The sequence below is a fragment of the Streptomyces sp. SS8 genome (assembly GCF_054072955.1).
Map to the genome: position 1 here is coordinate 119,968 of NZ_JBSVCZ010000002.1, position 25,410 is coordinate 145,377.

21 protein-coding genes and 1 pseudogene are annotated in these 25,410 nt (G+C 73.0%); 10 read left to right on the forward strand and 12 right to left on the reverse strand.

The window, feature by feature from the left end; all coding sequences use genetic code 11:
* Positions 1–47 precede the first annotated feature (47 nt).
* Entirely contained in the window at positions 48–1,601 is a 1,554-nt protein-coding gene (locus ACW69E_RS02415) for a YibE/F family protein (protein ID WP_457496491.1), read from the reverse strand.
* 120 nt (positions 1,602–1,721) lie between these two features.
* Between ACW69E_RS02415 and thiC the strand changes: the two genes are divergently transcribed.
* Positions 1,722–3,503: a phosphomethylpyrimidine synthase ThiC gene (gene thiC / locus ACW69E_RS02420; protein ID WP_457496492.1), complete on the forward strand. Its 1,782-nt coding sequence runs from the start codon at positions 1,722–1,724 to the stop codon at positions 3,501–3,503.
* Between the two features lie 138 nt (positions 3,504–3,641).
* Here thiC and ACW69E_RS02425 read toward each other — a convergent pair whose 3' ends face one another.
* The 3 genes from ACW69E_RS02425 to ACW69E_RS02435 form a co-directional block, all read right to left on the reverse strand.
* Positions 3,642–3,959 carry a tetratricopeptide repeat protein gene (locus tag ACW69E_RS02425; RefSeq protein ID WP_457496493.1) on the reverse strand — a complete coding sequence of 106 codons (318 nt, stop codon included), beginning with the start codon at positions 3,957–3,959 and terminating at the stop codon, positions 3,642–3,644.
* A 114-nt stretch (positions 3,960–4,073) separates the two neighbouring features.
* Positions 4,074–5,024, reverse strand: a complete 951-nt coding sequence (locus tag ACW69E_RS02430) for a hypothetical protein (RefSeq protein WP_457496494.1) — start codon at positions 5,022–5,024, stop codon at positions 4,074–4,076.
* A gap of 253 nt (positions 5,025–5,277) precedes the next feature.
* Positions 5,278–6,450, reverse strand: coding sequence for a S8 family peptidase (locus ACW69E_RS02435; protein ID WP_457496495.1), 1,173 nt, complete (start codon positions 6,448–6,450; stop codon positions 5,278–5,280).
* A 241-nt stretch (positions 6,451–6,691) separates the two neighbouring features.
* On the opposite strand from ACW69E_RS02435, the gene ACW69E_RS02440 reads away from it, so the two are divergent.
* Positions 6,692–7,687, forward strand: coding sequence for a response regulator transcription factor (locus tag ACW69E_RS02440; protein WP_457496496.1), 996 nt, complete (start codon positions 6,692–6,694; stop codon positions 7,685–7,687).
* A 4-nt stretch (positions 7,688–7,691) separates the two neighbouring features.
* On the opposite strand, the gene ACW69E_RS02445 is transcribed toward ACW69E_RS02440, so the two are convergent.
* The 4 genes from ACW69E_RS02445 to ACW69E_RS02460 form a co-directional block, all read right to left on the reverse strand.
* The gene (locus tag ACW69E_RS02445; RefSeq protein WP_457496497.1) at positions 7,692–8,495 is read right to left on the reverse strand and encodes a Mut7-C RNAse domain-containing protein; all 804 of its coding nucleotides are present in this window, start codon (positions 8,493–8,495) and stop codon (positions 7,692–7,694) included.
* 90 nt (positions 8,496–8,585) lie between these two features.
* Entirely contained in the window at positions 8,586–9,497 is a 912-nt protein-coding gene (locus ACW69E_RS02450) for a hypothetical protein (RefSeq protein ID WP_457496498.1), read from the reverse strand.
* A gap of 207 nt (positions 9,498–9,704) precedes the next feature.
* On the reverse strand, positions 9,705–10,781 hold the full coding sequence (locus ACW69E_RS02455) for a metallophosphoesterase (protein ID WP_457496499.1): 1,077 nt from the start codon (positions 10,779–10,781) through the stop codon (positions 9,705–9,707).
* Between the two features lie 206 nt (positions 10,782–10,987).
* Positions 10,988–12,106 (reverse strand): LacI family DNA-binding transcriptional regulator, encoded by a 1,119-nt coding sequence (locus tag ACW69E_RS02460; protein WP_457496500.1) that lies wholly within the window; start codon positions 12,104–12,106, stop codon positions 10,988–10,990.
* A gap of 374 nt (positions 12,107–12,480) precedes the next feature.
* Here ACW69E_RS02460 and hisC point away from each other — a divergent pair, with 374 nt between their 5' ends.
* The 4 genes from hisC to cydD all read left to right on the forward strand — a co-directional run bounded on the left by hisC (position 12,481) and on the right by cydD (position 20,310).
* Positions 12,481–13,557, forward strand: a complete 1,077-nt coding sequence (gene hisC, locus ACW69E_RS02465; RefSeq protein ID WP_457496501.1) for a histidinol-phosphate transaminase — start codon at positions 12,481–12,483, stop codon at positions 13,555–13,557.
* Positions 13,558–13,719: 162 nt separating this feature from the next.
* Positions 13,720–15,231, forward strand: coding sequence for a cytochrome ubiquinol oxidase subunit I (locus ACW69E_RS02470; RefSeq protein ID WP_457496502.1), 1,512 nt, complete (start codon positions 13,720–13,722; stop codon positions 15,229–15,231).
* A 19-nt stretch (positions 15,232–15,250) separates the two neighbouring features.
* Positions 15,251–16,279: a cytochrome d ubiquinol oxidase subunit II gene (gene cydB, locus ACW69E_RS02475; protein WP_457496503.1), complete on the forward strand. Its 1,029-nt coding sequence runs from the start codon at positions 15,251–15,253 to the stop codon at positions 16,277–16,279.
* Positions 16,276–20,310 (forward strand): thiol reductant ABC exporter subunit CydD, encoded by a 4,035-nt coding sequence (gene cydD / locus ACW69E_RS02480; RefSeq protein ID WP_457496504.1) that lies wholly within the window; start codon positions 16,276–16,278, stop codon positions 20,308–20,310. The genes cydB and cydD overlap by 4 nt, the downstream gene beginning before the upstream one ends.
* A 66-nt stretch (positions 20,311–20,376) precedes the next feature.
* Here cydD and ACW69E_RS02485 read toward each other — a convergent pair whose 3' ends face one another.
* The 3 genes from ACW69E_RS02485 to ACW69E_RS02495 all read right to left on the reverse strand — a co-directional run bounded on the left by ACW69E_RS02485 (position 20,377) and on the right by ACW69E_RS02495 (position 23,471).
* Positions 20,377–21,288 carry an aldo/keto reductase gene (locus ACW69E_RS02485; protein WP_457496731.1) on the reverse strand — a complete coding sequence of 304 codons (912 nt, stop codon included), beginning with the start codon at positions 21,286–21,288 and terminating at the stop codon, positions 20,377–20,379.
* Positions 21,289–21,517: 229 nt separating this feature from the next.
* A complete protein-coding gene (locus ACW69E_RS02490; protein ID WP_457496505.1) occupies positions 21,518–22,378 on the reverse strand; it encodes a Cof-type HAD-IIB family hydrolase in 861 nt (286 codons plus the stop codon).
* A 193-nt stretch (positions 22,379–22,571) separates the two neighbouring features.
* Positions 22,572–23,471: an LLM class flavin-dependent oxidoreductase gene (locus ACW69E_RS02495; RefSeq protein WP_457496506.1), complete on the reverse strand. Its 900-nt coding sequence runs from the start codon at positions 23,469–23,471 to the stop codon at positions 22,572–22,574.
* 79 nt (positions 23,472–23,550) lie between these two features.
* Here ACW69E_RS02495 and ACW69E_RS02500 point away from each other — a divergent pair, with 79 nt between their 5' ends.
* Both ACW69E_RS02500 and ACW69E_RS02505 read left to right on the forward strand, forming a co-directional pair.
* The gene (locus tag ACW69E_RS02500; protein ID WP_457496507.1) at positions 23,551–23,799 is read left to right on the forward strand and encodes a hypothetical protein; all 249 of its coding nucleotides are present in this window, start codon (positions 23,551–23,553) and stop codon (positions 23,797–23,799) included.
* Positions 23,796–24,197, forward strand: a complete 402-nt coding sequence (locus ACW69E_RS02505) for a DNA-binding protein (protein WP_457496508.1) — start codon at positions 23,796–23,798, stop codon at positions 24,195–24,197. Before ACW69E_RS02500 ends, ACW69E_RS02505 begins: the two co-directional genes overlap by 4 nt.
* Positions 24,198–24,249: 52 nt before the next feature.
* On the opposite strand, the pseudogene ACW69E_RS02510 reads toward ACW69E_RS02505, so the two are convergent.
* A pseudogene (locus tag ACW69E_RS02510) lies at positions 24,250–24,489 on the reverse strand (LLM class flavin-dependent oxidoreductase); the annotation flags it as partial.
* Positions 24,490–24,664: 175 nt separating this feature from the next.
* Here ACW69E_RS02510 and ACW69E_RS02515 point away from each other — a divergent pair.
* Together ACW69E_RS02515 and ACW69E_RS02520 are read left to right on the forward strand one after the other, a co-directional pair.
* Complete coding sequence (locus ACW69E_RS02515; protein ID WP_457496509.1) at positions 24,665–24,946, forward strand: hypothetical protein; 282 nt, start codon at positions 24,665–24,667, stop codon at positions 24,944–24,946.
* A complete protein-coding gene (locus ACW69E_RS02520; RefSeq protein WP_093851923.1) occupies positions 24,943–25,335 on the forward strand; it encodes a type II toxin-antitoxin system VapC family toxin in 393 nt (130 codons plus the stop codon). The genes ACW69E_RS02515 and ACW69E_RS02520 overlap by 4 nt, the downstream gene beginning before the upstream one ends.
* Positions 25,336–25,410: the final 75 nt, after the last annotated feature.

The following is a 25,410-nucleotide window of genomic DNA, read 5'->3' on the forward strand; positions in this document are numbered from 1 at the left end:
TCCGGCCGGGGCACCCGGCCCGTTCCGCCGGGCGCCCCGGGCGCGGCTCAGCGCCGCGCCCGCCGCCTGCCTCCCCGGCCCCGGGCGCGCACCGGCCCGGCCGCTGCCTCGCCACCGGGCGCCCCCTCGCGGTCGGCGACCGCCACCAGGGCCGCCAGCGCCGTGGTCACCGGGACCGAGGCGACCAGGCCGATCGAGCCGATCAGCGTCCGCACGATCTCCTCCGCCACCAGCTCGCTGGTGGCCACCTGGCCCATTCCGCTCTCCGCTATCGAGAACAGCAGCAGCAGCGGCAGCGCGGCCCCCGCGTACGCCAGCACCAGCGTGTTCACCACCGATGCGATGTGGTCGCGCCCGATGCGCATCGCCGCGCCGTAGAGCCTGCGCCACCCGGCCGACGGGTCGGCCTGCCGAAGCTCCCAGACCGCCGAGGTCTGCGTCACCGTCACATCGTCCAGCACGCCCAGCGAACCGATCAGCACACCGGCCAGCAGCAGGCCGCGGATCTCGATGTCCGGGTAGAGGCCGTGCACCAGTCCGGTCTGGTCGTCGGTGTTGCCCGTCAGCGCGGCCCAGCCGATGAACGCCGAGCCCAGCAGACCGATCAGCAGCAGCGACACCAGGGTGCCCAGGACGGCGACGGAGGTACGGGCGTTGACGCCGTGGCACAGGTACAGCGTGGCCAGCATGATCGCGCTGCCGCCCACCACCGCCGCCAGCAGCGGATTGGAGCCCTGGAGGATCGCGGGCAGGATGAACAGCGTCAGCACCCCGAAGCTGACCACCAGCCCGACCAGCGCCAGCAGCCCGCGCAGCCGCCCGACGACCACCACCGCCAGTGCGAAGACACCCGCCAGCACCACCATGGGCGTCCCGCGCGCCACGTCCACCACGCTGTACTGGAACTCGCGCGGCGCGTCGGGCGCGTACGCCACCACCACATCCTGGCCGGGGCTCAGACGGCGGGTGGCGTCCGGGGTGACGATCTCCGGGAAGGTGTGGCCCGCGTCCTTCCCCTCGGCGATCTCGACGGTCGCCCGCAGACAGGCGCCCTCCCCGGGGTCCGCTCCGGAACCCTCCCCGGAACCCTCCGGGAGAGCGCCCGAATCGCCGCCTCCGCCCTCCTGCGCGCCTCCGGCGCCCCCTGCGCCGCCGGGCGGCCGGGCGGCGCCCACCTCCGCGCAGTCGACCTCCTCGACCGCGGTGACCCGCGCGCCGAGCGTCTGCCGGTCGAAGCCGACACCGCTGGGCGAGCCCTCCCCCTCGGGCGCGCCGCCCGGCCACAGCACGACCAGCCCGGCGAGCACCGCGACGGCGAACGGGACCAGCACCGCCGCGACCACCCTGCGCAGCCGCGCCGAGACGGGGGCGGGCGGCCCGTGCGAGTGGCCGTGCCCGTGCGGCGCATGCCCGTGGCCGGGCGACGGACGCCGGGGCGGCGGGGCGGAGGGCGGTACCGGCGGCACCGGCGGGGGAACCGGCGGGCGGGACGGCGGGGGGAGCGGGGAGGAGGAGTCCACGGCCCGATCATCGCAGGCACGGCGGGGGCGCCCTGGCGCGCGCCCGGTGTCAGCCGTTAGCGTGGGGGCGCTTTTGCACATCGCGGGAGCTCCGAGCACGGGGCTGAGAGGACGCTGACCTCCGTGGACACCGCCACGGGGACGGCTGCGTCGACCGCCGAACCTGTTACCGGGTAATGCCGGCGTAGGGAGTTGGGTCTCATGACCACGCAGGACGCACGCACGCCCGAAAACGCCTCCGGGAGCGCCGAGGAGCGCGCGATCGGCTGGCACAAGGGCTATCTGAGCGGTTCGCGCCCCGACATCCGGGTGCCCGTCCGCCGTGTGCACCTCACCAACGGCCGCGACGTGACGCTGTACGACACGTCCGGCCCGTACACCGATCCGAACATCGACACCGACGTCCGCCGCGGCCTGGCGCCGCTGCGGGAGAACTGGATCATCGCCAGAGGGGACACCGAGGAGTACCCGGGCCGCGAGGTGCGGCCCGAGGACGACGGCCTCAGGCACACCTCGCCGCGCGGCGGGCTGCGCAACCTGGACGCCGTCTTCCCCGGCCGCCCCCGCCTGCCGCGCCGGGGACGCGGCGGCGCCACCGCCGTCACGCAGCTCGCGTACGCCAAGCGGGGCGAGATCACCCCCGAGATGGAGTTCGTGGCCGTCCGCGAGGGCTGCTCGCCGGAGCACGTGCGCGACGAGATCGCCGCGGGCCGCGCCGTCCTCCCGGCGAACGTCAACCACCCGGAGACCGAGCCGATGATCATCGGCAAGAACTTCCTGGTGAAGGTCAACGCCAACATCGGCAACTCGGCCGTCACCTCCTCCATCGAGGAGGAGGTGGAGAAGATGACGTGGGCCACCCGCTGGGGCGCCGACACCGTCATGGACCTCTCCACCGGCCGCAACATCCACACCACCCGTGAGTGGGTGCTGCGCAACTCCCCCGTCCCCATCGGCACCGTCCCCCTCTACCAGGCGCTGGAGAAGGTCGACGGCAAGGCCGAGGAGCTGACCTGGGAGATCTACAAGGACACCGTCATCGAGCAGTGCGAGCAGGGCGTGGACTACATGACCGTCCACGCCGGCGTCCTGCTGCGCTACGTCCCGCTGACCGCCCGCCGCAAGACGGGCATCGTCTCGCGCGGCGGCTCGATCATGGCGGCCTGGTGCCTGGCCCACCACAAGGAGAGCTTCCTCTACACCCACTTCGAGGAGCTCTGCGAGATCCTGCGCGCCTACGACGTCACCTTCTCCCTCGGCGACGGACTGCGCCCGGGCTCCATCGCTGACGCCAACGACGAGGCGCAGTTCGCCGAACTGCGCACGCTGGGCGAGCTGAACCGGATAGCCAAGTCCCACGACGTGCAGACGATGATCGAGGGCCCCGGGCACGTCCCGATGCACAAGATCAAGGAGAACGTCGACCTCCAGCAGGAGATCTGCGACGAGGCGCCCTTCTACACCCTCGGCCCGCTCACCACCGACATCGCCCCGGCCTACGACCACATCACCTCCGGCATCGGCGCGGCGATGATCGCCTGGTGGGGTACGGCGATGCTCTGCTACGTCACGCCCAAGGAGCACCTGGGCCTGCCGGACCGCGACGACGTGAAGACAGGCGTGATCACCTACAAGATCGCCGCCCACGCCGCCGACCTGGCCAAGGGCCACCCCGGCGCCCAGGAGTGGGACGACGCCCTGTCCGACGCCCGCTTCGAGTTCCGCTGGGAGGACCAGTTCAACCTGGCCCTCGACCCGGACACGGCCCGCGCCTTCCACGACGAGACGCTCCCGGCCGAACCGGCGAAGACGGCGCACTTCTGCTCGATGTGCGGTCCGAAATTCTGTTCGATGAAGATATCCCAGGACATTCGCCGCGAACACGGCGGCGATCTCGCCCTGGATCCGGAGGAGGGCATGAGGCGGAAGTCCGAGGAGTTCGCAGCGAGCGGCAACCGCGTCTATCTGCCGCTGACGGACTGACCGCGGAAGCCGGGAACAACGGGGCGGGTGCCGAACGCGTCGAGGTCCGGGACCCGCCCCATGCCCGCGGCCGGGTCGCGCACCTGGACTCGGTCTTTCCCGGGGCCCGCCTGGTACGGCAGCCGTGTCGGAGCCGGTTCAGGCGCCGTCCCCGGCGGTGAGGGCGCGGGCGTAGTGCGTCAGTGAGCGGCGGTACTCCGGCAGGTGGGGGACGAGAGCGGTGAGGGCGAGGGCCGCCGCCTCCCGTTCCCGCCCGGCGTCGGTGAGAGCCAGGGACAGGAAGGCGGCGACCGCGTCGTGGGCGGAGGCCAGCTCGTACAGGGCGACGGCGTCGCCGGGCGGGAGCTCGGCGGCCAGTGCCTCGATCCGGCGCAGGAAGTCGTCGGGTCCGTGGTCGTCGAAGGAGGCCCACAGGCTCTCGAGCCGCTGCTCCCACCGTGCTTCCGGGGTCGTCATCACCTCAGCCTCCCAGAACGCTCCGGCCGTGTCCGGTCCGCCGGGGCGTCTGTGGAGGTATGACGCCGGCCGCCGGCGGGACTCGTCGGCGGCCGGTGAGTTCACCTGTCCGGTTCACCCGTTCGAGGAGCGGTCGGTCTGCCGGGCGAGCTTGCCGGTGACGTCCTCGGTCTTCTCGGCCGGAGGCGGGGAGACCTCGACCTCGGTGCCGAAGTCGCTGAACTCGATGACGGTGCGGATCTTCGCCTCCCGCGCCTCCCGCGACGGCGGCTGGGACTGGGCCCGGGAGCCGGAGTTCGACCGTGCCGCCTCGCCGTCGAGGGAGATCTCGAACTGCTGGCGGCGGATGCGGTCCTGGTCGTCGAGCCACAGGTGCATCGGCAGGGAGTCGCCGAGCTGCCGCCGCAGGCGCTCGGCCTCGGCCGTGTTCTCGTCCGCGAGTTCGTCCACGTCGACGTTCACACGGTAGTGGGTGGTCTCCACACCGCCGATCTCCTCGGTGCCGACGCGGGCGGCGTCGTCGTCCAGGGCCCGGGTGTAGTCGAGGCCCCGGACGGGGTCGTTGATCCGCACGCCGCCCACGGTGCCGTCGGTTCCGGCGAGTTCCCTCAGGTCGACGCTGATCCACGGCTTGTCCACCCCGAGCCGGTCCCGCGCCTGGTCCGGCAGCCGCTGGTAGAGGGTCTCGTCCACCACCCGCTGCTCGATCCGCTCGCCGCCGCCCGCCTCGACGGTCAGGTCGCTCGTACCGTCGGTCAGGTCGACGGTGCCGTCGCCGGTGAGGGTCTGCTGCTGCCCGCCCATGGCGGCGCGGACCTTCAGCGTCATCTTCGCGGTCTCGGCCGCGACCGTCTTCTCGTGCGCGGTCCGTACGACCTCGGCGGCCGCCTCGTCGCCTTCCCCGCCGTCCTCGCCGCCGGTACCCGCCTCCCGCTCGGCCCCGGTTCCGGTCTTGGCCTCCGGCCCGGGGTCCTGATCGCCGCATCCGGCGATCAGCGCCGTACCGGCCAGCAGTCCGGCGGCCGCCACCGCACCCGTCCTGGTCCCGCGTGACACGCGCGCCATCGCGTCTCCTCCGCTTCCGTGAGGGGATCGTCGTTCGATGCGCTACGCGTTTCCCGGGACGGTTGCGGCAATCGCCCCGAACCGATCGATTCAGGCCAATCGCCCTGTGGGGGCGCGGAATCGGCGCGATCGTGCGGGGAGGGCCCGGACGGATGTCCGGGCCCTCCCCGCCCCCGGTGTGCTGCCGTCGCGGGCCGCCCGGTACCGGACGGCCCGCGCTCCCTCCGTCCGGCTCAGCCGGCCGGAGGGTGTGTCACAGAGTGCTCTTGAACAGCAGGCGGTTGGGCGTGCCGGTGACGTTGCCGCTGATCACGTTGGCGGTGGCGTTGCTGGTCAGCCAGTTGCTGACGGCCGAGGACGAGGCGTCGCCGTAAGCGGACTTGTACAGCGCGGCCACGCCGGCGGCGTGCGGGGAGGCCATGGAGGTACCGCTCAGCGAGGTGCTGCCGCCGCCCATGCGGGTGGAGGCGACGGAGACGCCGGGAGCGTACAGGTTGGTGCAGGAGCCCCAGTTGCTGAAGGACGCCTTGCGGTCGGAGCTGTCCGAGGCGGCCACGGTGAGGACGCCGGAGGCACTGGCCGGGGAGACGTTGCAGGCGTTCTGGTTCTCGTTGCCGGCGGCGACGGACAGGTGGACGCCGGAGTTGGCCAGGTTGGTGGCGGCCGTGTTCACCGCGGACGAGTAGCCGCCGCCCAGGGAGGCGTTGGCCACGGCGGGCTTGACGGCGTTCTGCCGGACCCAGTCGAAACCGGCGATGATGCCCGAGTAGGTGCCGCTGCCCTGGCAGTTGAGCACCCGGACACCGCGCAGCGCCACACCCTTGGCGACGCCGTACGTCGCGCCGCCGACGGTGCCGGCGACATGGGTGCCGTGGCCCTGGCAGTCCTGGCCGTTGCCGCCGAAGGCGTCGAAGACGTTGCGTGCCCGGCCGCCGAAGTCGGGGTGCGAGGTGTCGATGCCGGTGTCGATGATGTACGCCGTCACCCCGGCACCGTTGCGGTTGTACGTGTAGGCGCCGTCCAGCGGGCGGTTGCGCTGGTCGATCCGGTCCAGTCCCCAGGGCGGGCTGTACTGGGTGGCGCTGGCGGTGATCTTCTGGTCCTCCTCGATCGCCGCGACGGAGGGGTGGCGCTGGAGTGCCTTGAGCTGGCCGTCCGTCAGCTTCGCGGCGAACCCGTTGAGCGCCTCGGAGTAGACGTGCCGGGTCTTGATGTCCCTGTCGCCGGTGAGCTTCGTTGCCTTGGCGCCGGGCTTCAGGGTGACGATGTAGTTCCCCTCGACGGCCAGCGCGTCCGGGGCCTGCGCGACCTTGACCAGCGGCGCTCCGGCACGCGCGGAGTCGGCGGCGGGGGCCGCGGAGGCGACGGCGGGTATCAGCGCGGTGGGGATGGCGAGCAGCAGCGCGCCCAGGTGCGTTCGTCTCATGGGGGTGCACACCTTCCGGTGGTCGGCCGGCGCTGTGGGTGTGCGCCGGCACGTTGAGGGGGGATACCGCGTGACGCGGCGGCGGCCGCCGGTTCCCGGTGCCGCGGCGCCACGTTAAGCCCGGCCGTTCGGTACGGGGGCCGGGTCGGAACCGGCGTGGCCGGACCCGGCCAGCTTCGGACACGGCTCCTGTGCCGGCCGGACTATGGAGAAGATCCGGGTCACGGGCTATTTTCTTGACATGTCCGCTGACAGTGACGACGCGGTCGGGACCGGGGCCAGGCAGGTCTACACGCAACTGGTCGGAACGCTCAGGAGCACCCGCGCGACACGCGTCCCGCGGCCGGAGGAGACACCCGAGGAGGTCAGGCGCTGGCTCGCCGAGCGCAGGCTCCTCGACCCCGAGGGCCAGGGGGTCAGCTCACCGGAGAGGGCCCTGCGGGAGCTGTTCGGCGAGCAGCGCGCCTGGCTGCGGTCGGCCGCCGAAACCCTGGACCGCAACCTCCGTGCCGTCGACGACATCCTCGACCTGCTCCCGGAGTTCCGGGGGTCGGGGCACGAGAGCGTCGAGGTGGAGTTCGTCGAGGACCGCGACCGGCTCCGCAGACGGCTGGACGAGTTCGAGCCGGTGGGACGCCGGGAGGTGCTGTGCATGCGGACCGCCTTCCCCGGCCCCGAGGTGCTGGAGGCCAGCCTCGTCCACGATCGCCGCATCCTGGCACAGGGGACCGAGGTCAGGATGCTGGCCACCATCGGCGCGACGCGCGGCCCGGGAGCCGCCGCCTACCTCGACGCCCTGCGGGAGGCGGGCGCCCGGGTCCGCGTCGCGGCCGCCCTGCCCCTCTACCTTCACGTCGTGGACCGCACGGTCACGCTGATGCCCGCCGGTGACGATCCCCTGGGCGGCGACGGCGACGTGCTGCTGCGCAGTTCGCGGATCGCACTGTGCTTCGTACGGGTCTTCGAACACGAGTGGGACGTGGCGCGTCCCTACCCCGAGGGCGCGGGCCGGGCCGGGCGTGCCGACGGCTCCCACCCGGCCGACGAGTACACCGAGCAGGAGCGGGAGATCCTCGCCCTGCTCGCGACCGGCACCAAGGACGAGAGCATCGCCCGGCGGCTCGGCTGCTCCGAACGGACACTGCGGCGGATGATGACCCGGATCACCGAGAAGCTGGGGGCGGGGAGCCGGTTCGCGGCAGGGGTGCGCGCCGCGCGCCTGGGGCTGATCGACTGAGCGCCTACGGCGCGCCGGTCTCCCGCTCGCCCGCCGACCCGGCGGCCTCCGCGACCAGTGCCTCCAGCCGGTCCCCGTGGGCCCCGCGCCAGTAGACGCGGCCGCAGTCGCGGCAGCGGGCGAAGGTGTCGTAGGTGCGGCGGGTGCCGGGGCGCAGCAGATGCTCGACCTCGGCCTTCGCCGCCTCGGCGAGGAGCCCGTTGCACGCCGTGCACCGCGTCCACGGAGCCAGTGGCAGGGCGAACCGGTCCAGGACGTCGGCGAGCTGGTCGTCCGGGCGCGAGCCGCGCACGTAGGCGCCCATCCACAGCTGCCGCCGCATCAGCAGCCCGCGGTCCTGGGTGAGCAGGACGCGCCGCTCGGCGTTGGCCTGCTCGACCAGGGCGGGGTCGTCCATGTCGTTGTGGTACGCGGTGTCGGCGCCCGCCACCAGCCGCAGCCGCCGGGCCAGCGTGCCCAGGTGGACGTCCAGCAGGAAGCGCGGCGGCCCGTGGGGGACCCGCTGCGGGCGTACGACGGGTTCGATCCGGACCGTCCGGCCCGCCTCGGGGCGGTACGAGGGCTCCACCCGCCGCCCGTCCCCGCCGCTTCCGGCGGCGTCCTCCAGGACGAGCGCGCCCACCTCCGTGAGCGGGATGCCGGCGGACTGCACGACGTGGACGAGGGAGGAGGCGCCGTCGTGGGGCACGGTGAGGAGCTCGGCGCCGCGGTGGCGCGAGGGCAGGAAGATCCGCAGTTCGGGAGAGACGCGGAGGAGCAGTTCGCGGGGCGGCGGGGTGCCGCCGGGGGGCTGTGGTCGGTCCGTCACCCTCCCCAGGATGCCAGCGCGGGTCCGCCGGTCCCACCGCTTTACGGACCCGGCCCGTCCCCGCCCCGGGCTCCGGCGCCCGGCCGTGGCTCAGTCGGGGGCCCGGTCCGGGTGCCGGTCGACGGGGTGCTCGGGGCCCCCGAAGTCGGGACTGGTGAAGTCCGGGCTGCTGAAGCGGGCCCCGCCACCCCTGTCGCGGGGCGTCTTCGCGGCCGGGCTGGAGAAGCCCGGGTGGGTGTAGCCCAGCCTGGGGTGGCGGCTTTCCGGCCGGGCCTTCCCCGCCCCCGGGACCCCTGAGGCATCCAGGGAGTCCGCCGTCTCCGAAGCGGGCTCGGCCCCTGCGGCCGGCGCGGCCAGCGCCTCCTGGAGGAAGGGCAGCACCCCGCGCTCCAGCAGCGCCGTGCGCCAGGCCGTGCGCGCCCGCGCCACCTCCTCGGCGAGCGCGCTCTGCCCGCTGGGGCCGCCCGCCCGGATCGCGCCGGCGCCGTGGCGCACCGCGGTGACCAGCAGTCCGGCACACGCGGCCAGAAGGGAGGCGGCGGTCAGGGCGGCGAAGGCCCAGCCCGCGTCGCGCAGCTGCGCGGCGATGGACGGCTCGGGGTCCAGCACCCGCAGCAGATGGCCGGCCAGGAGGAAGATCAGCGCCGCGGTTCCGGCCAGCACGGGCGCCAGGACGGAGAGCGTGGCGAGCAGTCCGGCGCCGCCCGTACCGGAACCGGAATCCCCTGGCGAGCCCGCCGCCCCCCGCGCCGGCCCCTGTGAGGAGGGCGCGTGGCCGGGCAGGCGCAGCTCGTCGCGGAGTGCCGCGAAGTGCTCGTACTCCGCCGCCGCGCAGGCGGCGATCGCCGCGGCCGCGCCGATCGCGGCGGCGCGCAGCTGCTCGGTGCTCAGCCGTCTTCCGGCCGCCGGTTCGGGGCGGTCGCGTACGGCGCGCAGTGCCTCGTCGAGGACGCGTTCGAACTCGGGGCGGTCCTCGGAACGCAGGTGCGGAGCGGTGTTCATGTGCATCCCCCGGTGCTCCGTAAGGCCCTGGGGCCGGAAACGGAGGAGAGCTCGCTTGAGACAGGGACCCGATGGTAGAGCGGTTCCTTCCGGCAGTGACAGGGTGTTTCCGGAAAACACGCGCCACTGCCGTGCGGTCTTCACCCTCCGGGCGGTGTGCACGGGTGCGTACGGGGAGGATCAGGCGGACACCGGGGGAGACGACGCTCAGGCCGGGAGGGGGAGCCGGGACACCAGTAGCTTTCCGGCCATGGTCACCCCGCCGTCCATGGCGATCGCGAGCGAGTCGGCGTAGACGTGCGGCCCGTGCACCCGGGGCGCGGCGTCCTCGCCGTCCTCGGAGCCGACCTCGCCCAGCAGGTAGGGGATCGGGCTGTGGCCGTGGACGACGCGCCGTCCGCCGTAGGTGTCCAGCAGTTCGCGGGCCGCCATGGCGCCGGCGTCGTCGCGGAAGGCGAAGCGCTTGGTGAACTTGCGGAACAGGTCCCAGGTCTCGTCGGCGTCGTGGCGGGTGAGGGACTCGGTGATCGCGTCGTTGACGTCGGCGATGCTGTCGCCGTACTCCAGGTAGGCGGTGGTGTCGGAGTGCACCAGCAGGTGGTCGTCGGCCAGGGCCATGGCGTCCAGCCGGGACATCCACTGGATGTGGTGCTCCTGGAGCCGCTCCATGTCGGAGCGCTGCCCGCCGTTGAGCAGCCAGGCCGCCTGGAAGGAGGCGGTGCCCGCACCGGAGCCGACTGGGGTGTCGCCGAAGCGCTTGGCGCCGATCAGCAGCAGCTCGTGGTTGCCCATCAGCGCCTTGCAGTAGCCGCCGGCGGCGGCGGCCTCGGCGGAGAGCTGCATCACCAGGTCGATGACGCCGATGCCGTCCGGGCCGCGGTCGGTGAAGTCGCCCAGGAACCACAGTCGGGCGTTGCCCGCGATCCAGTGGTCCTCGGTGTCGATGAGCCCCTGGTTCAGCAGGGCCGCGCGCAGCTCGTCCAGATAACCGTGGACGTCGCCGACGACGTACAGCGGGCCCTGCTCACCGCCGGCGGCGGCGGGGGAGGGGGTGTCGACCAGCGTGGGGGTGGGGACGGCGGGGGCCGCGCCGACGACGGGCAGGTCGCGCCGGGTGGGGGTGTACCCCTCCGGGCGCGGCTCGGCACCGATCTGCTCGCCGCCGCCCGCCGCACCCGGACCCACGACACCCGGACCCACGACGCCCGAGTTCACCGGGCCCGGACCCGTCACGCCCGCGCCGCCGTGCCACACGTCGGATCCCCGACCGGCCCCCAGAGTCATCGGCCCCTCCACCATCGCGCGCGCCTGCACCTGCCGGACCTCTCTCCGCCTCCCGCGGGTCGCCCCGTGTCGAGAGCCGGTCCCGGTGTCGTGGGCCCATCATAGGAACGCAGGTCGCACCTTGTGACGCACCCGGGGGACGGCAATTCGGACCGGGTCCGGGCGGGAGGCGGAGAGCGGCCGGTTCGCCCCGGAATGAACGGACCCTACGCCTGCCCGCGCTGTTCGGGGGAGCGGGGGGCGCTCACCGTCGTCCGCCGGCGCCGGCGCTGCGAGGACGTGCGGACGATCAGGTCGGTGGGCATGATCCGCTGGACGGGGCGGCCGCCGCCGGTGCCCTCGATGGCGTCGATCAGGAGCTGGACGACGGTGGTGCCGATGCGCCCGGGCTTCAGCGACAGGGTGGTGATGGGCGGCTCGGTGCCGGCGTAGACGGCGGACTCGCTGCAGCACACCAGCAGCAGGTCGTCGGGGACGCGCAGCCCGTAGCGGCGGGCGGCGGCGAGCAGGTCGGTGCCGTTGGGGTCGAAGAGCCCGTACACGGCGTCGGGGCGGTCTGGCCGGGCCAGCAGCCTGTCGGCGGCGACGGCTCCGGCGCAGGGGTCGTGGGCGGGGTAGGCCTCGTACACCGGGTCCTGCCCGGCGCGTTCGCACCAGCGCAGGTAGGCCTCGGTGGACAGCCGGGTGTAGGTGTCGGTGCTGGTGCCGGTGAGCAGGCCGATACGGCGGGCGCCGGCGGCGGCCAGGTGGTCGAGCAGTCCGGTGACGGCGGCCTCGTGGTCGTTGTCGACCCAGGCGGTGACGGGCAGGTCGCCGCAGGGTCGGCCGTCGGAGACCACGGGGACGCCCTGGCGGACCAGCTCGGTGACGACGGGGTCGCGGTCGGAGGGGTCGATGACGACGGTGCCGTCGAGGGCGACGTTGGACCAGACGTCGTAGGGGCTCTGCCGGGTGCTGCCGGGGAGGATCACCAGGGCGTAGCCACGGGCCAGCGCCGCCGAGGAGGCGGCGCGTGCCATCTCGGCGAAGTAGGCGAACTCGGTGAAGGTGAAGGGCTCCTCCCCGTAGGTCGTGACCGTCAGCCCGATCAGCCCCGACTTGCCGGTGCGGAGCGTGCGGGCCGCCGCGGAGGGGCGGTATCCGAGCCGGTCGGCGACTTCGCGGACACGGCGTCGGGTGGCGTCGGGCAGGCGGCCCTTGCCGTTGAGCGCGTCGGAGACGGTCGTGATCGAGACGCCGGCCGCCGCGGCCACGTCCCGGATGCCCGCACGCCCCAGCCGACGGCCGTGAGCCCGGCTCACCTGGTGCTTCCCTGCTGCTGTCATGGCGTGCTGATACTAGGGCCGCGCCGCGCCGTTTGCTGGGGTGTACAGAACAACGTCAGAAGAGACGATTCTGCAAGCCGCTCTGTGGTAACGACCATGGAAAAAGCGGGAGTTGAGCCTTTGCCTCATCGTTTCTGTCGATGCTTCACCGCTTGCCGCAGCAGAAGTAGGGATGTCTCAAAGCTGTCTCAACTCACCTTCACGGGCGATGCGCGCCACGGAGCACGCCACCGGCGCACACTTCTGCGAATGCGCCCCCTTCATCCGGCCCCTACGCCGTTCCGGCGAATCCTTCTAAGGTGTGCAGCATTGGTGGTACGGGCGGCGGCACGGCCGCCCCACGACTGGCCCCGAAGGGTCGAGGAGGACCTGGCATGACGGAGATGGCCCCGAAACTGCGCGCGGTGCTGGAGGGTATCCCCACCTACAGGCCCGGCCGCCCGGCCGCCGACGGCCCCACGGCGTACAAGCTGTCCTCCAACGAGAACCCCTATCCGCCGCTGCCCGGGGTCCTGGAGGCCGCCACCGCCGCCGCCGGCTCCTTCCACCGCTACCCGGACATGGCCTGCGGTCTGCTGACGTCGGAGCTGGCGCACCGCTTCGGGGTGCCGATGAGCCACATCGCGACCGGGACCGGCTCCGTCGGCGTCGCACAGCAGCTCCTCCAGGCCACCGCCGGCCCCGGCGACGAGGTGGTCTACGCCTGGCGCTCCTTCGAGGCCTACCCGATCATCACCCAGATCTCCGGCGCGGCCTCCGTCCGGGTGCCGCTGGACGCCGATGAGAGGCACGACCTGGACGCGATGGCCGAGGCCGTCACCGAGCGCACGCGCCTGGTCTTCGTCTGCAACCCCAACAACCCCACCGGCACCGCCGTCCGCCGCGCGGAGCTGGAGCGCTTCCTGGACCGTGTCCCCGGCGACGTGCTGGTGGTGCTGGACGAGGCCTACCGCGAGTTCGTCCGCGACGAGGAGATCCCGGACGGCATCGAGCTGTACCGCGACCGCCCGAACGTCTGCGTGCTGCGCACCTTCTCCAAGGCGTACGGCCTGGCCGGGCTGCGGGTCGGCTTCGCCGTCGCCCACGAGCCGGTGGCGGCGGCGCTGCGCAAGACCGCGGTGCCGTTCGGAGTGAGCCAGATCGCGCAGGACGCGGCGGTCGCCTCGCTGCGCGGTGAGGCCGCGCTGCTGGAGCGCGTGGACGCCCTGGTCGCCGAACGGGCGCGGGTGGTGCGCGAGCTGACCGCGCAGGGCTGGACGGTCCCCGAGACCCAGGCGAACTTCGTCTGGCTGCGGCTGGGGGAGCGCACGGGCGACTTCGCCGGGACTTGCGAGGCGGCGGGCGTGATGGTGCGGCCGTTCGCGGGCGAGGGGGTCCGCGTCACGATCGGCGAGACGGAGGCCAACGACCTCTTCCTCAAGGCCGCACAGGACTTCCGCCGGGACCTCTAGCCCCGCGCCCCCGGGGACCATCGGCCCTCCGAACAGGACTTTCGTTCCCTCCCACCCCCCGGTGGGAGGGAACGAACATAAGTGGGTCATACTTCTTGTGAATGTGAACGCATTCACGAGCGCGTGTGCTACGTCACACCATGTCCACTTTGGGAGAGTGCTGTGGACCTAGCTCTGGCCCCGGAGACCCTGGCCCGGTGGCAGTTCGGGATCACCACCGTCTACCACTTCCTCTTCGTCCCCCTGACCATCTCGCTCGCCGCCCTCACCGCCGGCCTCCAGACCGCCTGGGTGCGCACCGGCCGCGAGGTCTATCTGCGGGCGACGAAGTTCTGGGGTAAACTCTTCCTGATCAACATCGCGATGGGCGTCGTCACCGGCATCGTGCAGGAGTTCCAGTTCGGCATGAACTGGTCCGACTACTCCCGCTTCGTCGGCGACGTCTTCGGCGCCCCCCTCGCCTTCGAGGCACTGATCGCGTTCTTCTTCGAGTCCACCTTCATCGGCCTGTGGATCTTCGGCTGGGACAAGCTGCCGAAGAGGATCCACCTGGCCACCATCTGGATGGTGGCCATCGGCACGGTCCTGTCCGCGTACTTCATCCTGGCCGCCAACTCCTGGATGCAGCACCCGGTCGGCTACCGCATCGACCCCGAGTCCGGCCGCGCCGAGCTCACCGACTTCCTCGCGGTGCTCACCCAGAACACCGCCGTGGCGCAGTTCTTCCACACCATGACCGCCGCCTTCCTCACCGGCGGCGCCTTCATGGCGGGCATCGCCGCGTACCACCTGATGCGCCGCCGCCACATCCCCGTGATGCGCACCTCCCTCCGCCTCGGCCTGGTCACCCTGGTGACAGCCGGAGCGCTCACCGCCGTCAGCGGCGACCACCTCGGCAAGATCATGTACGAACAGCAGCCGATGAAGATGGCCGCGGCCGAAGCCCTGTGGGAGACCGAGGGACCCGCCCCCTTCTCCGTCTTCGCCTACGGCGACGTCGACGAGGGCCACAACAAGGTCGCCATCGAGATCCCCGGCCTGCTCTCCTTCCTCGCCCACAGCGACTTCTCCAGCCCCGTTCCCGGCATCAACGACACCAACGAGGCCCTCCAGGAGCAGTACGGCCCCGGCGACTACAAGCCCAACATCCCCGTCGCCTACTGGGGCTTCCGCTGGATGATCGGCTTCGGCATGGCCTCCACCGCCCTGGGCGCCCTCGGCCTGTGGCTCACCCGCCGACGCTTCCTCCTGGCCGAACACCACCGCACCACCGAGGACGAGGTGCCCAACCTCGCCCTCACCCCCACCCGCCTGCTCGGCCCCGCCCTCAGCCGCCGCTACTGGCAGCTCGCCTTCCTCACCCTCGGCTTCCCGCTCATCGCCAACGCCTGGGGCTGGATCTTCACCGAGATGGGCCGCCAGCCCTGGGTCGTCTACGGCCTGCTGCGCACCTCCTCCGCCGTCTCCCCCGGAGTCTCCCAGGCCGAGGTGCTGATCTCGATGACCGTCTTCACCCTCCTGTACGCAGTCCTCGCCGTGATCGAGGTGAAGCTCCTGGCCAAGTACGTCAAGGCCGGACCCCCCGAGCTCACCGAGGCCGACCTCGACCCGCCCACCCGGATCGGCGGCCACGACAAGGACGACGCCGACCGCCCCATGGCCTTCTCCTACTAGGTCCGACCGAGGTTTCCCGATGGAACTCCACGACGTCTGGTTCGTCCTGATCGCCGTCCTGTGGACCGGCTACTTCTTCCTGGAGGGCTTCGACTTCGGAGTCGGCGTCCTCACCCGGCCGCTGGCCCGCGACCGCCGCGAGCGCCGCGTACTGATCAACACCATCGGCCCGGTCTGGGACGGCAACGAGGTCTGGCTGCTGACGGCCGGCGGCGCCACCTTCGCCGCCTTCCCCGACTGGTACGCCACCCTCTTCTCCGGCTTCTACCTGCCCCTCCTGATCATCCTCGTCTGCCTGATCGTCCGCGGCGTCGCCTTCGAGTACCGCGCCAAGCGCCCCGAGGAGAAGTGGCAGACCAACTGGGAGCGCGCCATCTTCTGGACCTCCCTGATCCCCGCCTTCCTGTGGGGCGTGGCCTTCGCCAACATCGTCCGCGGCGTCGCCATCGACGCGAACAAGGAGTACACCGGCGGCCTGCTGGAGCTGCTGAACCCCTACGCCCTGCTCGGCGGCGCGACGACCCTCGCCCTGTTCACCTTCCACGGCGCCGTCTTCACCGCCCTGAAGACCGTCGGCGACATCCGCGTCCGGGCCCGCGCCCTCGCCGTACGCCTGGGCCTGCTCACCGCCGCCCTCGCCGTCGCCTTCCTCGGCTGGACCCAGCTCGACCGCGGCGACACCACCACCCTGCTCGCCCTGGCCGTCGCCGCGCTCGCCCTGCTCGCGGCCGTCCGCGCGATCGCCGCCGGACGCGAGGGCTGGTCCTTCACCCTCTCCGGCGTCACCGTGGTCGCGGCCGTCGCCATGCTCTTCCTCGCCCTCTACCCGAACGTCATGCCCTCCACGCTCGACCCCGCCTGGAGCCTGACGGTCGCCAACTCCGCCTCCTCCCCCTACACCCTGACGATCATGACCTGGCTGGCAGCCCTGGCCACTCCGCTCGTGCTCCTCTACCAGGGCTGGACATACTGGGTGTTCCGCAAGCGCATCGGCACCCAGCACATCGCGGACACCCCACACCCGGAACCGGAAACCACCCGCACATGAAGCCCGTCGACCCCCGCCTGCTCCGGTACGCCCGCACCACCCGCGTCTTCCTCGCGGCCACCGTGGTGCTGGGGCTGGCCGGAGCGGGCCTGGTCATCGCCCAGGCCATGCTCATCGCCGAGATCGTCGTACGGGCCTTCCAGCACCACACACCCCCCACCGAACTCACCACCCCCCTCGTACTCCTCGCCGCCGTCTCCCTCGGCCGCGCCCTGGTCTCCTGGCTCACCGAACTGGCCGCCCACCGCTCCTCCGCCGCGGTCAAGTCCGAACTGCGCCTGCGCCTGCTCACCCACGCCACCGCCCTCGGCCCCGCCCGCCTGGACAGGCCCATCGGTGAGCTGGCCAACCTCGCCACCCGCGGCATCGACGCCCTCGACGACTACTTCGCCCGCTACCTGCCCCAGCTCGCGCTGGCCGTCGTCGTCCCCGCCGCCCTGATCGCGCGCATCCTCACCGACGACTGGATCTCGGCGGCGACCATCGCCGTCACCCTCCCCCTGATCCCGCTCTTCATGATCCTGATCGGCTGGGCGACCCAGGCCCGTACGGACCGCCAGTGGCGCCTGCTGTCCCGTCTGTCCGGCCACTTCCTCGACGTCGTCGCCGGCCTGCCCACCCTCAAGGTCTTCGGCCGGGCCAAGGCACAGGCCGAGAACATCCGCGCCATCACCGCCGACTACCGCCGCGCCACCCTGCGCACCCTGCGGATCGCGTTCCTCTCCTCCTTCGCGCTCGAACTGCTCTCGACGATCTCCGTCGCCCTCGTCGCCGTCGGCATCGGCATGCGCCTGGTCCACGGCGAACTCGACCTCTACACCGGCCTGGTCGTGCTGATCCTCGCCCCCGAGGCGTACCTCCCCCTGCGCCAGGTCGGCGTCCATTACCACGCCGCCGCCGAGGGCCTCGCCGCGGCGGAGGACGTCTTCTCCACCCTCGAGAAGAGCCCCGCCCCCGCCGGCACCGCACCCGCCCCCGACGCGCGCACCGCCACCATCGCCCTCGACGGCCTCACCGTCCGCCACGAGGGCCGCACCACCGACTCACTGCCCCCCACCACCCTCACCGTGGCCCCCGGCGAGACCGTCGCCGTCACCGGCCCCTCCGGTGCCGGCAAGACGACGCTGCTGAGCGTCCTCCTCGGCCTCACCACCCCCACCGCGGGCCGCATCCTGATCGCCGGCCGGGACCTGTCCACCCTCGACCCGGCCACCTGGCACTCCCAGATCGCCTGGGTCCCCCAGCACCCCCACCTCTTCGCCGGGACGATCGCCGACAACGTCCGCCTGGCCCGCCCCGACGCCACCGAGGCCGAAGTCCTGCGCGCCCTCCGGGACGCCGGAGCCCCCGACCTCCCCCCGCACACCCTCCTCGGGGAGGCGGGCACCGGCCTCTCCGCGGGCCAGCGCCGCCGCGTCGCCCTGGCCCGCGCCTTCCTCGCCGACCGCCCGGTCGTCCTCCTCGACGAACCCACCGCAGCCCTCGACGTCACCACCGAAGCCCAGGTCGTCGATGCGATCGCCCGCCTCACCCACGACCGCACGGTCATCCTCATCGCCCACCGCCCCGCGCTCCTCCCCCTCGCCGACCGCGTCATCCTCCTCACCCCCACCGGCGCAACGCAGATCCCTCTCACCCCCGAGGCGGACCACCCCGCCCCGACGGCGACGGAACCCACCACCCTCTGCGCGAACGACGCGGCCGAGACCGCACCCTCCACCCCCGGGGCGGACCACCCCGCCCCGACGGCGACGGAACCCACCACCCTCTGCGCGAACGACGCGGCCGAGACCGCACCCTCCACCCCCGGGGCGGACCACCCCGCACCCGGCAGCGTGCCGGCAGTGACCCCCGACGCGAACGGTGCGTTCGAGCCCGCAACGCCCACCCCCGGGGCGGACCACCCCGCACCCGGCAGCGTGCCGGAGGGGACGGGTAGGGACGGCCGTTCCGGACACTCAAGCGTGATTTGCGGCCAATCGCCGGTCCACGCGACGGTGCACGGAGCGGCCGTAAATCATGCCGTCCGGAATGGTCGTCCCGGACCGGCCCCGACCCCCGCACGCACCGTCCCCGCGCCCACCGGCGCGCCCGCCGCCCCCGCGCCCACCGGCGCGCCCGCCGCCCCCGCGCCCACCGGCGCGCCCGCCACCCCCGCGCCCACCGGCGCACCCGCCACCGGCGCGCCCGCCACCGGCACACCCGAGAACGCCCCCCACCCCCTCACCCGAGTACGCCGCATCGCGCACCCCCTGCGCCCCCGCTTCGCCCTCGCCCTGCTCCTCGGCTCCCTCGCGCTCCTCAGCGCCGTCGGCCTCATGGCCTCCTCCGGCTGGCTGATCTCCCGCGCATCCCAGCAGCCCCCCGTGCTGTACCTGATGGTCGCCGTCACCGCGACCCGCGCCTTCGGCATCGGCCGCGCCGTCTTCCGCTACGCCGAGCGCCTCGTCTCCCACGACGCCGTCCTCCGCGTCCTGGCCGATCTGCGCGTCACCGTCTACCGCCGGCTGGAGCGCCTCGCCCCCGCCGGGCTGCGCCACACCCGGCGCGGCGACCTGCTCGCCCGGCTCGTCGCCGACGTCGACACCCTCCAGGACTACTTCCTGCGCTGGCTGCTGCCGGCGGCCGTCGCCGCCACCGTCTCCCTCGCGGCCACCGTCTTCACCGGGTGGCTCCTGCCCGAGGCGGGAGCGGCTCTAGCCGCCGGCCTCCTGGCCGCCGGTGTCGCCGTCCCCGCGCTCGCCGCCGCGGTCTCCCGACGCACCGAGCGCCGCCTCGCGCCCGCCCGCGGCGAGCTGACCACCCGTACCGTCGACCTGCTCACCGGCACCGCCGAGCTGACCGTCGCCGGTGCGCTGCCCCGCCGCACCGAGGCCGTACGCGAGGCCGACGCCGCACTGACCCGCCTGGCCGCCCGCAGCTCCGCCGTCACGGCGCTCGGCGGCGGGCTGTCCGCGCTCGCCGCCGGGCTCACCGTCACCGCCGCCGCCTGGTTCGGCGCCGCGGCCGTCCACGGCGGACGGCTGGACGGCCTCCTCATGGCGGTGGTCGTGCTCACCCCGCTCGCCGCCTTCGAGGCGGTGTCCGGGATGCCGCTCGCCGTTCAGCACCGGCAGCGAACCCGCCGCTCGGCCGAGCGCGTCCACGAGGTGATCGACGCACCCGCCCCCGTACGCGAGCCCGAGGACCCCGCCCCGGCGCCCGAGGACCCGTTCCCCCTCGCCCTCACCGCCCTCACCGCCCGCCACCCGGGCCAGGAGCGCCCGGCCCTGCGGGAGGTGGACCTCACCCTGACCCCCGGCCGGCGCGTCGCGGTCGTCGGCCCGTCGGGCTCGGGCAAGACCACCCTGGCCCACGTCCTGCTGCGCTTCCTCGACCCCGTCTCCGGCAGCTACACCCTCGGCGCGAACACCACCACCCCCAACACCACCACCCCCAACACCACCACCCCCACCAAGGACACCACCGCCCCCGCCGACGCCCTCACCCTCGACCCCGACGCGGTACGCCGCCTCGTCGGCCTGTGCGCCCAGGACGCGCACATCTTCGACAGCTCCCTGCGCGAGAACCTCCGCCTGGCCAGGCCACCGGCCACCGACGACGACCTCCACGCCGCCCTGGCGGCCGCCCGCCTGGACGACTGGGTCGGCGAGCTGCCGGACGGTCTGGACACCCTCGTCGGTGAGTTCGGCGCCCGGCTCTCCGGTGGCCAGCGCCAGCGCCTGGCCCTGGCCCGCGCGCTGCTCGCCGACTTCCCCGTCCTGGTCCTGGACGAGCCCGCCGAGCATCTGGACCTGGCCACCGCCGATGCCCTGACCGCCGATCTGCTGGCCGCCACCGAGGGCCGCACCACCGTGCTGATCACCCACCGGCTGGCCGGTCTGGAAGCGGTGGACGAGGTGGTCGTCCTCGACGGGGGGCGCGTCGTCCAGCGCGGTCCGTACACGGAACTGGCCCGGGCGGACGGCCCCTTCCGGCGGATGCTGGAGCGGGAGCGGGCCATCGGGGAGCCGGCCGCGACCCGGGCCTGACGGGGGCGCCGGCCCCCGCCGGTTCCCCGCCGACCCCCGGCGGACCCCGCCGGCCCCGGCGGACTCTCAGGCCGCCTCGTCCAGCCGCCGCCGCTGCCCCTCGTCCAGCCGCAGCTCCATCGCGTCGAACGCCTCGTCGAGCTGCTCGGTCCGGCTCACTCCGACGATCGGCACGACGGCCGGGTCCCCGCCGGTCAGCCATGCCAGTACCACCTGGTTCGCGGTGGCCCCGGTCTCGGCGGCCACCTCCCCGAGCACGGCCAGGCGCCGCGCCGTGCCGGGGTGGTCGTAGTGCTCGGGCAGCGGGCGGTCGGAGCGGGTGTAGGAGCCCCACAGCAGTGAGGAGTAGGCCCACAGTTCCATGCCGGGCTCGCTGCGCACGTAGTCGAGCGACTCATCGGTCGCGAGCCGGTGCCCGCTCTCCGGCAGGACGACCCCCGGCCGCGGCTGGACGTAGGAGTGCCGCAGTTGCAGGGCGGTCCAGCCCGCCACTCCCGCCTCACGGGCGAGCGCCCGGCCGCGCTCCACGCGCCAGGCGGCGTGGTTGGAGGCGCCGAGCCGGCGGGCCAGCCCGTCCGAGACCACCTCGCCGAAGGCGGTGACGGTCTCCTCCAGAGGCACGTCGCGGTCCTCCGCGTGCGCCCAGTACAGGTCGATGCACTCCGTGCGCAGCCGCTTCAGGCTCTCGCGCACCGCCGAGCGCACGGCGGGTGCCGACAGTCCCTCGGCGGACTCCGGCCACTTCCCCGGCACGGTCGGCTGCTGGCGCACCTTGGTGCTGATCAGCACCCGGTCGCGTACGCCGGGCCGGGCGGCCAGCCACTCGCCGATCACGGTCTCGCTCTGCCCGCCGACGCCGGAGGGGTCGATCCAGAAGCTGTAGCAGTTGGCGGTGTCGATCCAGCGCCCTCCCCGCTCGACGAAGCGGTCGAGCAGCGCCATCGACGTGCCCCGGTCCAGCCGGGTGCCGAAGTCCATGGCGCCCAGGGCGAAATACGGTGTGCCCACCGGCGGTCCTCTCGTCCGTGCGGCGTCACCGCCGCGCTCGAAGGCCCCATGCTGGCGTTTGGAGAGCACTTCAAGGCAAGCGCGACCGGGACCGGACCGCCCGCGGCCGTACCGACAGCCCAAGACCGGACCACCCACGCCCTGACAACCCACAGCCGAAACGTTCCCGCATCCGCGCCCGTATCGGCATCCGCCCCCGTCAGCCGGCCGGGGGCAGCTCCAGCAGCCGCTCGATGACGGCGGCCACGCCGTCCTCCTCGTTGGCGAGGGTGCGGTGCGTGGTCGCCGCCAGCACCGCCGGATGGGCGTTTGCCATGGCGTAGGAGGTGCCGGCCCAGGAGAGCATCTCCAGGTCGTTGGGCATGTCGCCGAAGGCGACGACCTCCTCGGCCGCCACACCGCGCTGCGCGCAGCACCGGGCCAGGGTGCTGGCCTTGCTGACGCCGGGGCCGCTGACCTCCAGCAGCGCGCTCGGGCTGGAGCGGGTGAACTCCGCGTGGTGGCCCGCGACGGTGCGGGCCATGCCCAGGAACTCGTCCGGAACCAGTGAGGTGTGGTGGGCGAGCAGCTTGAGCACCGGCTCGTCGGCGTACTCGGCCTCGTCCGTCAGCAGCTTCTCGGCCGGTGCGATCAGCGCGCCGGGGTCGAGGTGGAACTGCGGGTACTGCGGCTCGTAGTGGATGCCGCCGGTCCGCTCGACGGCGAAGCTGACGTCGGGGGCGGCGGTGCGCAACTCCTCGACCACGGTCATCGCGGTGTCGCGTGGCAGCTCTCTGACCTGCACGATCCGCCGCCCCCGGTGCAGGTCGACGACGGCCGCGCCGTTGGCGCAGATCGCCAGGCCGTGCCCGTGCACATGGTCGCTGACCACGCCCATCCAGCGGGCCGGCCGCCCGGTGACGAAGAAGACCTCGATTCCGGCCTCCTCGGCGGCGGCCAGCGCCGCGACCGTGCGGTCGGAGACGGACTTGTCGTCGCGCAGCAGTGTGCCGTCCAGATCGGTGGCGATGAGGCGCGGACGTGTCATCGGAGGCGCGGGAGCATGGGTCACGCTCCCCATGGTCCCGCATATGCCCGCACAGGCGTGCGCAGAGGTGCCCGAATGAGCCACGGGACGAACGCATTCGAAACCGGATGGACACGGACAGTCGGCTTCGGGGGCACCCACCCGTACACGTAGGAAAAACGTTACGGCTCCACGGAGGCCGCCACGGGCATGGCGCGAAACGCACGCGCCTTCCCCGCTGCTCCGCTCAGCCCAGCCGGGCGGCCGCCTCCGTGGCGATGCGCTCGAAGACGGCCCGGTCGGCGGCGAAGCCCGTGCCGGGGATGGGCCAGTGGACCGCGATCTCGGTGAAGCCCAGTTCGCGGTGGCGGCCCGCGAAGTCCACGAAGGCCTCCACCGACTCCAGCGGGGTGTTCCTCTCCGGGGTGAAGCCGTGCAGCAGGACCTTGCCGAGTTCCGCCGCGTCCCGGCCCGCCTCGGCGCACGCCTCGCCGAGCCGCTCGATCTGCCCGCGCAGCGCGGCCTGAGACTGCTTCGGCGTCCCGGTCTCGTACAGCCTCGGGTCGCCGGTGGTCACCCACGCCTGCCCGTGCCGGGCGGCCAGCCTCATCCCGCGCGGCCCGGTGGCCGCCACCGCGAACGGCAGCCGGGGCCGCTGCACGCAGCCGGGGATGTTCCGGGCCCCGTCGGCGGAGTAGAACGCGCCCCGGTGGGAGACCGCGTCCTCGGTCAGCAGCCGGTCCAGCAGCGGCACGAACTCGGCGAACCGGTCGGCCCGCTCGCGCGGCGTCCACGGCTCCTGTCCGAGCGCGGTCGCGTCGAAGCCGCTGCCGCCCGCGCCGATGCCCAGGGTGATCCGGCCGCCCGAGATGTCGTCCAGCGAGATCAGTTCCTTGGCGAGCGTCACCGGATGCCGGAAGTTGGGCGAGGTCACCAGGGTGCCCAGGCGCATCCGCTCCGTGGCGGTGGCGGCGGCCGTCAGCGTCGGCAGCGCGCCGAACCAGGGGCCGTCGCGGAACGGGACGCGCCAGGACAGGTGGTCGTAGGTGTACGCGGTGTGGAAGCCGAGTTCCTCGGCGCGCCGCCACTTGGCACGGCCTCCCTCGTGCCAGCGGTCGACGGGAAGGATCACGGTGCTCAGACGCATGCCCGCAACCCTAGCCCCCGTGGTCGCGGGCACCGCCGACGGACGACCGCAGGCGCGCATACCGGAGTATGCTCGGGGCGTGGCGGACACGACACGCATCACGGTGACACTGCCGACCGACCAGGTCGCCGAACTCAGGAAGCTCACCGACAACGTCTCGGGATATGTCGCCGAGGCGGTGGCACGTCAGCTGCGGCATCAGTTGCTCGGCGCCGATCTACGGCGTCACCAGGAAGAACACGGGGCGTTCACCGAGGAGGAGCTGGACGAGGCCCGCTCCAGGATCTTCGGCACGGCTGATGCCGGCGGACCGGCGAGCGCGGCGTGATCGAGCACGTCGAGACCGTCGTCCTGGACTCCCAGGGGCTCTCCGCCTGGATCGCCCAGGACCGCAAGATCCTCGCGATGTTCCAGGTGTTCCACACCATGGGGGCCGACCTCGTCATCGGCGCCAACACCATCGTGGAGGTCAGCCATGCGCGGGTGGACATGCCTCGACTGCGGTGGGTGCTCTCCCGCGTCAAGGTCGATCCGGTGACCGAGGCGGCGGCGAAGGCGTCCGCGCAACTGCTCAAGACCGCGGGGCTGCACGGCCACGAGTACGCGATCGGCGCGACCGTCGCCGAGGTGGCACTGCGTCAGCCGGGCCCGGTGGCCGTACTGACGTCCGATGTCGATGACATGGCCCGGTTGTGCGGCGGCCGCGTCCGGCTCATCGGCGTCTGAACGGACGGCTGTGCTCGTCGGCCGAAGGGATCTGCGCAGGTCAGGCCGCGGTGGGTGAACGAGGCTCGACCGAGGTGACGAGGGCGCCCGGGCGCATCCGCTCCGTGGCGGTGGTGGCGGCCGTCAGCGTCGGCAGCGCGCCGAACCAGGGGCCGTCGCGGAACGGGACGCGCCAGGACAGGTGGTCGTAGGTGTACGCGGTGTGGAAGCCGAGTTCCTCGGCGCGCCGCCACTTCGCGCGGCCTCCCTCGTGCCGGCGGTCGACGGGAAGGATCACGGTGCTCAGACGCATGCCACGACCCTGCGCGGGCTTCCCGCCGCGGCAGTCGACCGGAGGTCCGGAGCCCTGTACACGGCTGGCATCGAGCAGAGCGGGCACAGCGGGACCCACGGCAGGCCGTCGCAGGCCGCCCGGTGGCCGCTGCGGAGCGCCAGCGGGTTAACAGGTCATGTAATACACTGACTCCATGGACACGCCCCGCCCCGGCAAGACCCGAGTCACCAGCGTCTCCCTGCGAGCCGAGACCCTGGAGGCGATCCGCGCGCGCGCCGGCAGGCAGGGCGTCTCCTCCTATATCGAGGAGGCCGTGCAGCGGCAGCTCCAGCGCGAGGCCATCGACGAGTACATCGCCACCGCCGAAGCGGAGCACGGCCCTGTCGACCCCGCCGAGGTGTCGGACAGGGCCGAGCGCATCCGCGCCCACCACGCCGCCCACCGCGGTGCGTCCGCTCCGGCGGACGCTGCATGAGCGGGACTCTCGTTCTCGACAGCGAGGCCCTCTCCAAGCTCTCCCGTCGGCACCGCGACATGACCGTATGGCTGGACGTCGCCCGCAGACTGGACCTGCTCGTCGTGACGAGCGCCGCCACGCTGGTCGAGGCACGCGACCCGAAGGTGCCGCAGGCGGCGTTCGATCACGCGGTCTCCCTGGCCAAGGTGCGTCCCATCACGGAGGAGATCGCACGTACGGCGAGCAGGTTGCTCGCCGCGGAAAACCTGCACGGTCACAAGTACGCCATCGACGCGATGCTCGCGGCCACGGCTCACGCGGAGCATGGCGACGTCACTGTCATCACCAGCGACACGGACGACCTCCGCCGGTTGTGCCTCCCCCGCATCGCCGTCGAACCGGTCTGAGCGCCCATACCGGTTCCTTCCTGGGGCTTGCAGTATTCCCACAGGTCAGGCCGCGGTGGGTGAACGAGGCTCGAC